The sequence below is a fragment of the Dietzia timorensis genome, from assembly GCF_020742175.1.
Classification (GTDB): domain Bacteria; phylum Actinomycetota; class Actinomycetes; order Mycobacteriales; family Mycobacteriaceae; genus Dietzia; species Dietzia timorensis_A.
Window position 1 is genome coordinate 1 of record NZ_DYXM01000056.1, and the last position, 13,917, is coordinate 13,917.

Consider the following 13,917-nt stretch of genomic DNA (forward strand, 5'->3'; position numbering starts at 1 on the left):
ATCTCGTGGCAAAACCGCTCATACTGCCAAGTCTGACGGCGCACAGCCTCCTCCGCTCGCGTGGCTGGGCGCCCCTCGAAACCGGGCTCTTCGCCGCGATGGGCGCTTTCCATGCCGCCGGCGACATCGTCCTGCTGCGCGAAACCGATAAGGGCCGGTTCGAGTCGCTGACCCCCGGTGCCATTGTCTTCGCCGCCGGCCATGCTGCCGGAATTGCCCTTTATGAGAGCCGAGGCGTGCGCTGGAACCCGCGGGCGACAGCGATCAACGTGGTACTCGGCGCGGGCGTGGGCCTCGGACTGAGTGCAATGGCCAGGAAAGCCACGATCCACCAGCTCGTGCAGGGCGCTTATGCCGCCCTTCTTCTCGAGTATGTGAGTCGCGGAGTTTCCACCGTTGGTCGCGACGATTGGGACACGGACGCTGCGCGCACGATCGCCGTGGGTTCGGTGGTGTGGGCGGTGTCCGATGCACTGATCGCCGTGCGGCTCGCCACCCAGGACGGCTCTATTATGCGCCGCGCCCTCAGCGTTGCGGTGATGGATCTCTACGGCAGCGGCCAGCTGCTTACCCAGTCGGGGCTCGTCCGCGCGCTGAACGCGCGACACTAGATCGCCTCGCGCACTTCCTCTCTCACTTCGCATTTTCTATGCGGCACTTTTGCACTCCTTCTGCTGCTCATTGTGCCCAAAACTTTATCAAGTAGCGTACCCCACTAGTCGAACAGTCGCGCTACTGTTATTCCAGTAGGTTAGCCGCTTTGGTTAAACAAGGAATCTACATGGGTGTACATGCAAAGCCAGTTTCTCCCGAAATAAACGATCTGACCAGTTCAAAAACGTTGGTCCGGTCGAACGCCATAGTCATCGAGACGACGCTTCCGATGAGCGAGAAGCGATCGAACATATTGTTGATGCAATAGATATCGTTCGGTTCAAAATCGAAAATGAGGGATTGAAAAACTCCGAGGTTGCCGAGGCGATTCAACACACGGTGAGGTGCGTTCTCACGCTTTCTGCGCATCTCGAGGACGGCAAAGAACGGGCCGACGTATTCAATGTCGTGGCGAGCTCCGCCGAAGGAGCCTCAATGCAACAAGCGATGAATATCCTTCGGGAGGCTGAGGCACGGTTCGAGGACGCGATGCGGGATGATCCGCCGCAGAGCAACGAGGAGTACTCGAAAATCGACCCCGAAACCGTGGCGTCCGACCAGATCGCCGTCGAGCACAATGTCACGAAGTATCGGGCGAACAAGCTGCTTCTCAATGCGATTCTCGTGCACCGCTGTACCCATGTGTGGAACGCCATGATGCGAGGAGAGATCACCGCTGAGATTGCCACGCGGATCGGCAATGAGCTCAAGCACGTCACCGATCCAATGCTTCGAGCGGAAATCGAGGCCAGGATCTTGGATATCGCCGTGAAGAAGGGGCGCTGCGCGCGTTGGTCCGCGGGTATGACCAAGCGGTTGCATCACATCATCCACAACGTCGACCCCGACGCACTTCGTTCAGACGATAAGGAAGCACAGCGGGGTCGTCGCGTCAGCACCTGGTCGCCCAATTCCGCCGAGACGGTGGTTGAGGCGAACTTGCCCACCGTGGACGCGGAGGCGGTCTGGAGTGCCGTCGACGGGCTTGCCGCTCAGTGGTCGCAGATCGAAGGGGAGGAGAGGAACGTGAGCCAGCGGCGAGCGGACGCGCTGGTCCAGATGGTTACCGGTATCGATAAGCGACCAATCGGCGACACGACTCCGGTCGGCGCACACTGCTGCACACCGCACGTCACGCTGCTCGCCGACTTAGGGTCGGAACGAGCGCGCGACCGCGCGTTCACTTCCAATGGCGCCACGGTGCGCCAGCGGCTGGACGAGCTTCTGGGTGCAGCACGCAAGGCCACACTCACGGTGGTCCCGTTCGCCGCTGAGGACGACAGCAACGATCTGCCGCAACTGTGCGCCAGCCTCTCTCGTCTCGTCGAGCAGATCGCAGAGGAAACAACCTACGCACCCTCCGCAGCCCTGCGAAGGCTGGTCGTGGCACGTGACGGAACCTGCCGGTTCCCCGGGTGCAATGTGTCCGCGCACAAATGCGACCTCGACCACGTAAAGCCGTTCAACCACGATCACCCGCTGCTCGGTGGGCTCACACGGGAAGACAATCTCATTGTCCTGTGCCGCCGGCATCACCGCGACAAGACGCACGGGACCAGCACATACCGACTGGAAGCGGACGGTACGGTCTCGGTGGACCTGGGGCACGGGACCAGCGGAACAAGCGAGCCCAACGGACTTCGCGGAGTCGGCCGCCAAGCGAGAAACTTCGAGTACTCCACGCTAGGAGAGGGCCGAGTAAGCCAGCTTCGCGAAATCGTCACTGCAGCGTCGGCGCTTCTCGAACTACTGCAGAACCATGGAATGCAATCTTCGCCGAGTAGAGCATCCTGGTCCGTACTGGGTGACGGTGTATCGGATGCCGGTGGCGCACGGCCGGGCGACTTCAAGCCAAGGGAGACAAGGGCTCAGAGGAGGAGTCGGGCAACGAGAGCGTTCCGCGCCGCCGCGCCAAACCGGGACCATGCACGTGTGCTCGGCGTTAATGCTCTAGCTTCGCAGCGTCTCGCCGGCTACATCGAGGAGCCGCCGTACTGACGAGCCTGCGACCCGCGAAGCGCTGAAGATGGTGCAAGGTAACGTAAACAGCATGACTTCGGGAAGCGACGGCAAGAATTCCACGATCGATGTGCTCACGCGCAAGCTGGGCCTTAGGTCTCGGCAACAGCGCCGTGGCGGTCAGCCGACGGTATTCATTACCGGCTCCGGACGCGGGATCGGGCGGGCGACCGCTGAATACTTCGCGCGAAACGGCTGGAAGGTGGGAGTCTTCGATATCGACGCCGACGCTGTTTCCTGGGCTTCGGGTCCGGAATACGTAGCCGGCGTTATTGACGTGACCTCTCCGGAGTCCTGGGAAAAGGCACTCGCGCAGTTCGCCGAAGCTACCGGAGACCGTCTCGATGTGCTGGTCAACAATGCCGGCATCTTGTACGGCACGCCGTTCATGGAAGCCAGTTTCGCTCGGGATTCGGCTCTCGCAGACGTCAACATCAAGGGCGTGTACTTCGGCGCGCGCGCAGCGTTCGACCTACTCCGGAACACGCCTGGGTCCGCAATGGTCAACGTCGCCTCGGCATCCGCAATTTACGGAACACCGGAAATGGCTACCTACTCGTCAACCAAGTTCGCGGTTCGAGGTATCACCGAAGCTCTCGACCAGGAATGGGCGGCCGAAGATATCGTTGTCCGTTCGGTCTGGCCGCTCTACGTCAAGACGGCCATGCTCGACGGCGTCTCGACGTCGGGGACCTCGCGCCAGGGCGTCAACCTCACTGCTGAAGACGTCGCGAAAAAGGTGTTCACTGCTGCAACTGCGACCAACCCGCTTGCGCCGGTGCATTACCCGGTCGGACTCAAGACGACGCTTCTCTATCACGGCGCACATTTCGCGCCCTCCCGCGTTTCTCGCGCGCTGAACTCGCTGCTGGTCGGCGACTAAATCGAGAGAAAACCGGAGAAATGAACGAAGGAGACCCGGGCCCCACGGAGTGGGGCGACGGCAAGGTCGGGCTCGGTCCGTGGGCCGAGGAATTCCCGGAACAGACTGTGCCCACGGACAAGCGCTACGACCAAGAGCTGCTCGCCGCGGGAGACCGCCGAAACGTCGTCGACCACTACCGATACTGGACACGCGAAGCTATTGTCGCCGACCTCGACGAGAGGCGACATCCATTCCACGTCGCCATCGAGAACTTCGAGCACGACGCAAATATCGGCACCGTCGTGCGAACGGCCAATGCGTTCCTGGCGGCTGAAGTCCACATCGTCGGCAAGCGCCGCTGGAACCGCCGCGGCGCCATGGTCACCGACCGTTACCAGCACATTCGCCACCACCCCGACGTCGCGACACTGGTCGAGTGGGCACGTGCCAAGGGATTGGCCGTCGTCGCGGTCGACAACGTCCCCGGGTCCGTTCCCCTGGAAACGGTCGAGTTGCCGCGCGAATGCGTTTTGCTCTTCGGCCAGGAAGGCCCAGGAGTAAGCCCGGATGCACGAATGACGGCGGACGTCACGGTCTCCATCACGCAGTTCGGCTCCACACGCTCCATCAACGCGGGCGTCGCGGCAGGCATCGTCATGCATTCCTGGATCCGCGAACACGCGCGGATCGAGAAATAGCACAGCCGGTTTGCCGCAGACCCGGCGCCTCGCTACTTTGGATCGTGGAGCTCGGTCATTGGGCTCGCGGACGAGGGAGCAGTACCCGCAAAGCGACAAGACTGCCACCAAGGAGTCCTTCCAATGGCATGGGTCATTCTTGTGTTCTCGGGCATGCTCGAGGCCGTATGGGCCGCCGCCCTTTCCGAATCGAAAGGTTTTAAGCGGCTACGCCCCTCACTTCTTTTCTTCGCAGCTCTCGCGCTCAGCATGGGCGGTCTCGCCTGGGCGATGAGAGAGCTGCCGACTGGCACCGCCTACGCGGTGTGGACCGGTATCGGCGCGGTACTCACCGTGCTCTGGGGGTTCGTGACCAGGCAGGAAAAGGCGACCGTCGCCCGCCTCGGTCTGCTCGTTCTCCTGGTCGGCTCGATCATCGGTCTCAAGGTGGTGAGCTGATCATGGCGTGGATCGTTCTCATCGTGTCCGGAGTGTTCGAGGCCATCTGGGCCACCGCGCTCGGAGAATCCCACGGGTTCTCGGAAACCGCTCCGACAGTCGTGTTCCTCGTGGCACTCGCTATCTCCATGGCGGGCCTCGGCCTGGCGGTCAAGCACATTGCGATCGGCACTGCCTACGCGGTGTGGGTGGGGATCGGAGCCACCCTCACCGTCGTGTACGCGATGGCCACCGGAGCCGAGGAATTCGCTTGGCTCAAGGTCCTGTTCATCGCGGGCATCGTCCTCGCGGTGGTCGGCCTCAAGCTCGTCCCCGACGACCCTAAGAAGCGCGAAGAAGGCCCGAAAGCCTAGGCGCTAGTTGTCGCCCTCAGTGCCCCTCGCCTATGACGTCGGAGGCGCCGGGTTCGCCGGCACCGCGCCGATCGCCCCGTGCAGCGGTGCGGTGGACGCGCAGCGTGGGGTCCGCGGGTGCGCCGGATCGAGCGCATTCAATACAAAATCGGCGGCGCGCGGCGACGAAGGCAGCGAGGCGTGGTCGGACCAGTCGGCTTCGCAGCCATCCTGGACGACGATGTTCGTCACCGCGTAGCCGGGCACGTCTGGGCCCGGAAGCTGGCCGGAGGTAAACGGGATGACCGCCTCGTCGTACCTGGTCGAGATGTTGGTGTACGAGACGCCTTGCGCATACGGCGTGCCCTCTGTCCCGTAGAGACCTTCGAGGTACTCGGAACCCGAGAGCATGTGCGGAATCGATTCGAGCGGCGAGCCCTCCAGCGAGGTACGGGTGTGGTCATCGAGGAGACGCTCGGTGAAGCCCTGTCCCGTCCCCTCCCACGGGCCGGCGAGCGAAACCACGGACCCCACACGGCCGGGGCGCTGGCGCTTGGCGACGTCTCCACTCACCAGGGTCCCCTGAGAATGCCCGACCAGGTCGACCTGGTCGGCTCCGGTCGCCGCGAGCACCGAGTCGACGAATTCCGCCACCGCGGGAACGGACACGTCGGGGATCGACCGCACGCCGCCGACCGCCGAGAGGGGCCAGTCGGCGTCCGCGTGGTTTCCGTAGGTCAGCGTGAATACGCAGTAGCCCTCGTTGTGCAGCAGCGGTCCAAGAGTCGCCCAGTTGTCGGCGCCGCCACCGAAGGTTCCGTGCACGAGTACCACCGGCCGGGGATGTGCCTCGGTCGTTTGGCACGACCAGTCGTTCGCACCTGCGAGCGGCGCCCCGGGCTGGGTTATCTCCTTCACGGCCCCGGACATGAAGGTGTAAGGCACGGGGAGCTCTGGCCGGTCCGCGGCGGCCGGCTGCGCGGCGACGACGGCCGCGAGCGAAAGGGCAGCGATTGCCATCGCGGAGGAGACGATTCTCGACAGGGTGCTGTGCGTCATGCTTCGGAAGCATAAGAGGGCTGCACATCCCTTAGCTGCGCTTACGGCAAAAAGGCGCAAAAGGTTCCACTTCCGCCTCCCAATTGTCGGAGCGGGCGAATAGATTGTCTGTCATTGGCGCATCAGCCATCGCTGCCCAGGGAGGCACGGCATGCACACCACCAACTACGTCGATACCGTCATCACCCCGCCCGCGGACACCCGCGCCGGCGCAGCTATGGCACCTCCGTCCGGCAAACGAACGGTCGCCGAGCTCCAATTCGAGCGCCTGTTTGGGCACGATTACGAGTGGACGAGCGACGACCTGCTTTTCGATGTGCACTGCGAGCGCAAGGGCATCGCCGAGCCGGAGCGCGCTGCGGCTCGGGAGGAGTTTTTCGCCAAGGGGCAGCCGTGCCTGCGCACCTCGCCGCTCGCAAAGACCTACGGCTGGGCCTTTCACTTCGACCACTCGGGCAAGATTGCCCTCGTGCCGATGGGCTCGGAAGAGCTCGAGAGGGTGACGGCGCTGGAAGCGATTACGGTGCGCAGCGCTATGCGCGCGTCTCGGTAATCGTTAGTTCGCTTTCGACCTCGGGGCGCTTATTGGCGAGTCCGTCGATGATGAAGTCGAGCTTCTTGTCCAGGAATCCGCGTTCGGTCCACGATTCGTCGGGCACAAAAAGCCCGGAAGTGAAGGCCTCCATCGACTTGGAGAATTCGCTCCGGCCGTTTTCGTCGACCGTACGGAGGCCGGCGATGTTCATGTGCGAGGCCAGCACCATGTCCGTGAGTAGGTCGAGCGCGAACGCCGCCTGGCCGGGGGAGTAGCCAAACTCGCACAGCCGGATCACGACCGTCGCGTACCCCTGCTCAAAGTGGGCGAACAGGCTTGTCGTCGTCATCAAGAGCTTGTCGATACCGGGAAATCGCTCGCACAGTTCCCACGCCTCGTCGCACCACCGGCGCAGCAGCGTCCGCCAATCGGGCGCGTCGGACGGCCAGGTAATGGATGACGTCGCACGTTCCAGGCACGCATGGCTGAGGGCCTCGCGGCTGTCGAAGATCCGGTACACGGCGGGCGCCGCGACCCCGAGTTCCCCGGCTACGGCGGAGATGGTGAACGTGTCGATCCCCAGGGAAATCGCGGCATCGACGACGTCATCGAAATCGAAGCGTGGCTTCGGTCCCGTCTTTCGACCTGCATTCTTCTTGGTAGCAGTACCCGAATCTGTGGACATTGTCGTAGTGTATCGCCGAAAAGTTGTAGACACGTCAATTTGTTGCCGTCGGTATGGCGTTCATCACGACGCGTTAGGGAATCGGGGCCCTCGGCGCGTAGGGTTGGATACATCAGGCCGCACTTCTTGAGGCAGGCCAGCGGTTACCTCTTCTTCGGGTACGTCATCAATCCCAGGTGTAGCCGCGCGCCAGAAGCGTAGAAACCCTTCGCGAGCGCGCCGCTCAAGACGCCCACTATCAACTCGTATGGAGTTTTCTTGTCATCCTCTTTCGCCGATCTCGGCGTGCCCTCTGCCCTGCTCAACGTGCTTTCCGCAGACGGAATCACCTCTCCCACCCCCATCCAGTCGGCGACTCTGCCGGACGCACTTTCGGGCCGCGACGTGCTCGGGCGCGGACGCACCGGCTCGGGTAAGACCTACGCGTTCAGCATCCCGCTGGTCGCGCGCCTCGCGGCGACCGGAACCGGCGCCCGCCGTGGCGCTCCGCGCGCCCTCGTCCTCGCACCCACCCGTGAGCTGGCCCGCCAGATCGACGAGACCCTCGCCCCGCTCGCCGAGGCGATGGGCCTGCGCACCACGGTCATCTTCGGTGGCGTGCCCCAGGGGCGCCAGGTCACTGCGCTGAACAGTGGCGTCGACATCATCGTCGCCTGCCCGGGGCGTCTCGAGGACCTCATGCAGCAGAAGCACTGCCGTCTCGACGACATCGAGATCTCGGTGCTGGACGAGGCCGACCACATGGCGGACCTCGGGTTCCTGCCAGGCGTCAAGCGCATCCTCGCGGCGACGCCTTCGAATGCCCAGCGTCTGCTCTTCTCCGCGACCCTAGATCGCGGCGTCGACAGCCTGGTCAAGCGATTCCTCACCGATCCGGTCACGCACTCGGTCGACGACGGCTCGGCCACGCCCGGCGCCACAGACCACCACATGTTCAAGGTCGAGCAGACCGATCGCGTTCGCGTCATCGCCGACCTCGCTTCGGCCAGCCCTCGCACGGTCGTGTTCACGCGCACCAAGCGCGGTGCCCGTCACCTCGCGCGCAAGCTCAGCGCGCAGGGTCGCGCGAGCGTCGACCTGCACGGCAACCTCTCGCAGAACGCGCGAGTGCGCAACCTCGAGGCGTTCTCCTCGGGCGAGGCCACCGTCCTCGTCGCCACCGACATCGCCGCCCGTGGCATCCACGTCGACAATGTCGGCCTGGTCATCCATTCGGACCCGCCGGCCGAGCACAAGGCCTACGTCCACCGCTCGGGCCGCACCGCTCGCGCCGGTTCCATCGGAACGGTCGTCACGATCGCCACGGCGCAGCAGGTCAGCGAGGTTCGCTCCCTTCTCAAGAAGGCCGGCGTCTCCGCCGCAGAGCAGAATGTGCGCTCAGGCGCAGATGTGTCCCTCGGCGACACCGTCATCCCGGCCTCGACCCTTGTGGATGACGCCGCGCAGCCGGCCCCCGCCGGGCGGCCGCAGTCCTCGCGCCCCGCGAACGGGAGCCGCGGCGGCGGCCGCAACGGCGGAAGCCGCAACGGTGGTGGCAACCGCAAAAACTCAAGCAACAATGAGGCGCAGCGCAGCGAGCGTCGCCGTCCCGCCGAGGAGCGCGGCGGCAAGCGCCCGAGCGGACAGCGCGGTCCCGGGGCTCGCAATGGTGCGGGCCACGCAGCGGGATCCGCGGGTGGCAACGGCAATGGCAATCGGCGCCGGGCGACCCGCCCGCAGGGGCCGAGCAACGCCGGCGGAAACCGTGGCAACGGCGGTCGCCAGCCGAACCGTCGCCAGTCCGCACACGCCTAGGCGCCGTCGAACGAAAAACACCACGCCCGGCCGGAAATACACTCGCAGGAGTGTGTATTTCCGGCCGGGCGTGGTGTTTCGGTACAGGGCCGGCGCGGCGAACCGAGTCGGCTTCTAGCTGTCGGCAGCCGGGCTATCGACCGCCCGCTCCGGCACGCTCTCGCTGTTCGCAAGCTTGCGGCGGGCGTAGATCTTGCGTGAACCGGCGATGAGCATCGGCAGTACCGAAACGAGCACGATGACGATGAGAATCAAGTCGATGTGGTCGCGGATGAACTGGATCTCGCCGAGCGCCCAGCCCAGCGCCGTCACACCCGCAGCCCAGGCCACGGCGCCGATGGCGTTGTAGGCGACGAACACCTTGTAGCGCATGCCGGACATGCCGGCGACGAGCGGCGCATAGGTGCGCACGATCGGCACGAAGCGGCAGATGATGATCGTGATCGGCCCGTGCTTCTCGAAGAACTCGTGCGATTCGCGGATGTAGGCCTGCTTGAAGATGCGCCCATCTGGCCGCGCGAGCAGCGGCTTCTCGAATTTATGGCCGATCCAGTAACCGGCCTGGTCGCCGAGGAAAGCTGCGATCGGCGCCGTCACGAGAATGACCCACAGCGGCGCGAACGGATCGTCGAGCCTCGTGAGGAGCCCGGCCGTGAACAACAGCGAGTCGCCCGGGAGGAACGGAAACAGCAGCCCGGATTCGATGAACACGACCGCGAGCAGCACCGGGAGAATGAAGTTGCCGAAAGGCCCATCGCCGGAGAGCCAGAAGTCGGGGTCGAGGATCTGGCCGCCGGGAATGGCAAGGTTTCGCACGTCGGAACCGCCGAGTGCGAGCACTGAGTCCTGCATTGATTCAAGTAGCACGCTGCAACTTTAGCCCCTGGAGGGCACCCGCCCAAGCTCCGCGCCGCGCCGGGGTCGTGCTCACAGCAAGTCGAAACCAAACCCTTGGCGCCCCCTCAGGTCCGTCCCAGCGCGGGCGCCTGTGCTAGGAATTGGGATACAACCGGTGTGCCGCGAGTGACCAGGAAATGGTCGCGGACCGCGGCACCGAGCGCCACGCGCGCGGAGAGGGAACCTGGTGCGAATCCAGGACTGTCCCGCAACGGTATGGGGCCCAGGCGCGCACGTCGCCCGCAGCCCCGAGTCCGATTACCTGCCGATTGTGCTGGGTGCGCCGCATCCAGCGGTTTGCCGCCTCGAGGATTGGGCGAGCGCCGACTCGGCACACGTGCGCCCTGCGTACGCCTTCGTGCGCCCGCGAGTCGACGCCAACCCGTAAGCGGGCGGCGTCCACAACTCGCAACATGGAGGACGTCCAGCGTGACTATCACGAGCAATAATCAGTCCGGCGCAGCGCCGGCATTCACCGCGACGAGCCTCGGCGCTCCGCGTATCGGCCCGAAGCGCGAATTGAAGAAGGCGATCGAGGCCTACTGGGCAGGAAAGATCGACAAGGCCTCGCTGCTCGAGACCGCCGCCGACCTGCGCCGCTCGATGCGCAACGAAATGCGCGATGCCGGCCTCGACTCTGTGCCGACGAACACGCACAGCTTCTACGACCAGATGCTCGATACGACGGTCCTGCTCGGCGCGCTTCCCGAGCGCTACGACGTCGTCTCGGACGAGCTCGACCGCTACTTTGCCGCCGCCCGCGGCTCGGCGGAGGTCGCACCGCTGGAGATGACGAAGTGGTTCGACACCAACTACCACTACCTCGTCCCCGAGATCGACGATAAGACCTCGTTCTCCCTGCACCCCGAGAAGGTGCTCGACGATCTCGCCGAGGCGATCGCCGACGACATTCCTGCGCGCCCGGTCGTGCTCGGCCCGGTGTCCTTCCTCAAGCTCGCCAAGGCCACGGAGGGCTCGGGCGATCCGATCGCTCGCGTCGACGAGCTCATCCCGCTCTACACCGACCTGCTCGCGAGCCTTCGCGCAGGCGGGGCGCAGTGGGTGCAGCTAGACGAGCCGAGCCTCGTCACCGACCTCACCGAGGCCGAACTCGACAAGACGAAGGAGGTCTACGGGGCGCTGTCGGCGGAGACCGACCGGCCGGCGATCCTCGTCGCCACGTACTTCGGCAACGCCGACCGCGCGGTCCGCGCCCTCGGCGACACGAACATCGAGGGCCTCGCCGTGGACCTCGTCTACGGCACCATCGACTCGGTCAATTCCTCGACCGCGTTCCACGATCGCCTCGTCGTCGCCGGTGTCGTCGATGGACGCAACGTGTGGCGCACCGATCTCGACTCGGCGATGGGTGCGCTGGCCTCGGTGCTCGGGTGCGCAGGGCAGGTCGCGGTATCCACGTCGTGCTCCACCCTGCACGTTCCCTACACCCTCGACGCGGAGCAGAACCTCGATCCGTCGGTCGCCGAGTGGCTTGCCTTCGGTTCGCAGAAGTACGCGGAGGTCGTCACGCTCGCGCGGGCGCTGCGCGATGGGCGCGAGTCCGTCGCCGAGAGCTTCGAGACGAGCCGCGCTGCGCTCGATCGGCGCGCGAAGGACCCACGCACAAACGACAGTGGCGTCCGCGCGCGCGTCGATTCTGTGCGTGCGTCCGGCGCCACCCGCGGCGACGCCGCGGCGCGCGCGGCGGAACAGGCCGAGCGCCTCGGGCTACCGCCGCTGCCGACCACGACGATCGGCTCGTACCCGCAGACCTCGGATATCCGGAAGACGCGCGCGGCGTTCCGGAACGGCAAGATCGACGAGGCCGAATACGTCTCGGCGATGCGCGAGGAGATCAAGCGCACCATCGAGCTGCAGGAGTCTCTCGGCATCGACGTCCTCGTCCACGGCGAGCCCGAGCGCAACGACATGGTGCAGTACTTCGCCGAGCTCCTCGACGGGTTCGTCACCACCGAGTTCGGCTGGGTGCAGTCCTACGGCACGCGCTGCGTGCGCCCGCCGATCCTCTTCGGCGACGTCACCCGCCCGAAACCGATGACCGTCGACTGGGCCACCTACGCCCAGTCGCTCACGGACTCCCCGGTCAAGGGCATGCTCACCGGCCCGGTGACGATTCTCGCGTGGTCGTTCGTCCGCGATGACATCCCGCTCGCGGACTCGGCGGACCAGGTTGCGCTCGCGATTCGGCAGGAGACGGTGGACCTGCAGGGCGCGGGCATCCGCATCGTGCAGGTCGACGAGCCGGCGCTGCGCGAGCTGCTGCCGCTACGCAAGGCCGAACAGCAGGCCTATCTCGACTGGTCGGTGCGTTCGTTCCGCATCGCCACCTCGGGCGTCGCGGACTCCACGCAGATCCACACGCACCTGTGCTATTCGGAGTTCGGCGAGGTCATCGACTCGATTGCGGGCCTCGACGCCGACGTCACCTCGATCGAGGCGGCGCGCTCGCACATGGAGGTCGTCGCGGACCTCGAGCGTTCGGGCTTTTCGAACCAGGTCGGCCCCGGCGTCTACGACATCCACTCGCCGCGCATCCCGGAAACCGGGCAGATCGTCACCTCGCTGGGCGAGGCGCTCGACGCCGTCACCGCCGATCGCCTGTGGGTCAACCCGGACTGCGGCCTCAAGACCCGCAAGACCGACGAGGTCGAGGCCGCGCTGGCCAACATGGTCGCCGCCGCTAAGCAGGTGCGCGAGCGACTCGGATAGTTCTCGGGGAGGTCTCGGGTAGGTTCTGCCCCAAACAAAAAATCACGTATGACGTCGGACGCGCCGTTCCTCTTCGGACGGCGCGTTCGCGCGTTTGCTGCGGGTGGGGGAACGCGAGTCGGTAAGGGCCACGGCGATCGCCGCGAGGAAGAAGACGATGGCGGTGGCCCACACGGCGCGAAGTCCGGCTCCGGCGTCATGGGTGAGGGCTAGTGCCTGGGAATAGACGAGCAGAAGGACTGCCGCGCCGATGGCGTTGCCGATGCGCTGGGCGGTTTGGACGGCGGCGCCGGCAGCTCCGCCCATTCTCGGCGGCACGTTCGCGAGGGTCATGGTCATGTTCGGGCCGACGACGCCGCCGGCGCCGAAGCCGGCGAGGGTCATCGTTGCGATCTGTGTGGGGATCGCTAGCGCCGTGTCCTCGGTGAGTGGGATGAGGGTCGCCGCGAGCGCGAGGCCGACGATGAGGATGACGAGGGCGCCGACGGTGGTCATGCGGCCGCCACGGGCGACGAGGCGGCCGGCGATGGGCGCGGCGATCGCGGAGGAGATGGCGAACGGCGTGATGAGCAGACCCGCGTGGAGCGGTGTGAAGCCGAGGCCGCTCTGGAGGTAGATCGAGTAGATGAGAAGCACGCCGGTGAATCCACAGAAGTAGAGCAGGCCGACGGCCATGCCGGTGGCGTATCCCTTGGTGGCGCGCAGGAGAGGGATATTGAGCAGCGGTGCGCGCCCGCGGCGGATGATCCGGCGCTCCCACCACACGGTGAGCGCGCCGAGGATGGGGGCGAGGGTGATGATCGCGAATTCGGGGCCGAAGCCCTGCTCGACGCTGGAAATGGGGAAGAGTAGCGCGAGGACGGTGAGCCCGAGTAGTGCGGCGCCGATGATGTCGAGATCGGGCTTGCCGGAGCCGGGTTCGCGGCCGGGGATGATGCGCCACACCGCGCCGATGAGGGCGAGGCCGATGGGCACGTTGACGAGGAAAATCCAGCGCCAGCCGCCGTCGCCACCCGCGAGGCCGATGATGAGACCGCCGAGGACCGGGCCGATCGAGCCGGAGATGCCGACGGCCATGCCCATGTAACCGAACGCGCGGCCGCGCTCGGGGCCGGAGAAGACGTTCTGGATGATGCCCGAGTTCTGCGGGACGAGCAGGCCCGCGGAGATTCCTTGTGCGAAGCGAGCGGCGATGAGCCAGCCGATCGACG

The 13,917-nt window shown here is 65.5% G+C and carries 13 protein-coding genes and 2 riboswitches; of the genes, 9 read left to right on the forward strand and 4 right to left on the reverse strand.

Annotated elements, in window-relative coordinates; all coding sequences use genetic code 11:
* From K8V11_RS02715 to K8V11_RS02740, 6 genes are all read left to right on the forward strand, one after another.
* Nucleotides 1-611: lysoplasmalogenase family protein (locus K8V11_RS02715; protein ID WP_303910676.1), on the forward strand; the 611-nt coding region annotated here is incomplete at its 5' end.
* Nucleotides 612-1,089: 478 nt separating this feature from the next.
* Complete coding sequence (locus K8V11_RS02720) at nucleotides 1,090-2,652, forward strand: HNH endonuclease signature motif containing protein (protein ID WP_303910677.1); 1,563 nt, start codon at nucleotides 1,090-1,092, stop codon at nucleotides 2,650-2,652.
* A gap of 52 nt (nucleotides 2,653-2,704) precedes the next feature.
* Entirely contained in the window at nucleotides 2,705-3,556 is an 852-nt protein-coding gene (locus K8V11_RS02725; protein ID WP_303910678.1) for an SDR family oxidoreductase, read from the forward strand.
* Nucleotides 3,557-3,576: 20 nt separating this feature from the next.
* Nucleotides 3,577-4,236 (forward strand): RNA methyltransferase, encoded by a 660-nt coding sequence (locus K8V11_RS02730; protein WP_303910679.1) that lies wholly within the window; start codon nucleotides 3,577-3,579, stop codon nucleotides 4,234-4,236.
* A gap of 44 nt (nucleotides 4,237-4,280) precedes the next feature.
* Nucleotides 4,281-4,345, forward strand: a riboswitch (guanidine-III (ykkC-III) riboswitch).
* Nucleotides 4,346-4,359: 14 nt separating this feature from the next.
* Nucleotides 4,360-4,674: a multidrug efflux SMR transporter gene (locus K8V11_RS02735; protein WP_303910680.1), complete on the forward strand. Its 315-nt coding sequence runs from the start codon at nucleotides 4,360-4,362 to the stop codon at nucleotides 4,672-4,674.
* 2 nt (nucleotides 4,675-4,676) lie between these two features.
* Nucleotides 4,677-5,027: a multidrug efflux SMR transporter gene (locus K8V11_RS02740; protein ID WP_303910681.1), complete on the forward strand. Its 351-nt coding sequence runs from the start codon at nucleotides 4,677-4,679 to the stop codon at nucleotides 5,025-5,027.
* Nucleotides 5,028-5,057: 30 nt separating this feature from the next.
* Here the strand turns inward: K8V11_RS02740 and K8V11_RS02745 are convergent, their stop codons facing one another.
* Entirely contained in the window at nucleotides 5,058-6,065 is a 1,008-nt protein-coding gene (locus K8V11_RS02745) for a triacylglycerol lipase (RefSeq protein WP_303910682.1), read from the reverse strand.
* A 151-nt stretch (nucleotides 6,066-6,216) separates the two neighbouring features.
* Here K8V11_RS02745 and K8V11_RS02750 point away from each other — a divergent pair, with 151 nt between their 5' ends.
* Nucleotides 6,217-6,618 carry a DUF6157 family protein gene (locus tag K8V11_RS02750; protein ID WP_303910683.1) on the forward strand — a complete coding sequence of 134 codons (402 nt, stop codon included), beginning with the start codon at nucleotides 6,217-6,219 and terminating at the stop codon, nucleotides 6,616-6,618.
* Here the strand turns inward: K8V11_RS02750 and K8V11_RS02755 are convergent.
* Complete coding sequence (locus K8V11_RS02755) at nucleotides 6,599-7,285, reverse strand: TetR/AcrR family transcriptional regulator (protein ID WP_303910684.1); 687 nt, start codon at nucleotides 7,283-7,285, stop codon at nucleotides 6,599-6,601. The genes K8V11_RS02750 and K8V11_RS02755 overlap by 20 nt on opposite strands.
* Nucleotides 7,286-7,543: 258 nt before the next feature.
* Here K8V11_RS02755 and K8V11_RS02760 point away from each other — a divergent pair, with 258 nt between their 5' ends.
* Nucleotides 7,544-9,079, forward strand: a complete 1,536-nt coding sequence (locus K8V11_RS02760; protein ID WP_303910685.1) for a DEAD/DEAH box helicase — start codon at nucleotides 7,544-7,546, stop codon at nucleotides 9,077-9,079.
* Nucleotides 9,080-9,193: 114 nt separating this feature from the next.
* On the opposite strand, the gene K8V11_RS02765 is transcribed toward K8V11_RS02760, so the two are convergent.
* Nucleotides 9,194-9,931 (reverse strand): DedA family protein, encoded by a 738-nt coding sequence (locus K8V11_RS02765; protein WP_303910686.1) that lies wholly within the window; start codon nucleotides 9,929-9,931, stop codon nucleotides 9,194-9,196.
* Nucleotides 9,932-10,097: 166 nt separating this feature from the next.
* A riboswitch (cobalamin riboswitch) is annotated at nucleotides 10,098-10,261 on the forward strand.
* A gap of 144 nt (nucleotides 10,262-10,405) precedes the next feature.
* Here K8V11_RS02765 and metE point away from each other — a divergent pair.
* Nucleotides 10,406-12,706 (forward strand): 5-methyltetrahydropteroyltriglutamate--homocysteine S-methyltransferase, encoded by a 2,301-nt coding sequence (gene metE / locus K8V11_RS02770; RefSeq protein WP_303910687.1) that lies wholly within the window; start codon nucleotides 10,406-10,408, stop codon nucleotides 12,704-12,706.
* A 42-nt stretch (nucleotides 12,707-12,748) separates the two neighbouring features.
* Here the strand turns inward: metE and K8V11_RS02775 are convergent.
* Nucleotides 12,749-13,917 (reverse strand): MFS transporter (locus tag K8V11_RS02775; protein ID WP_303910688.1); only part of this gene is annotated, 1,169 nt, incomplete at its 5' end.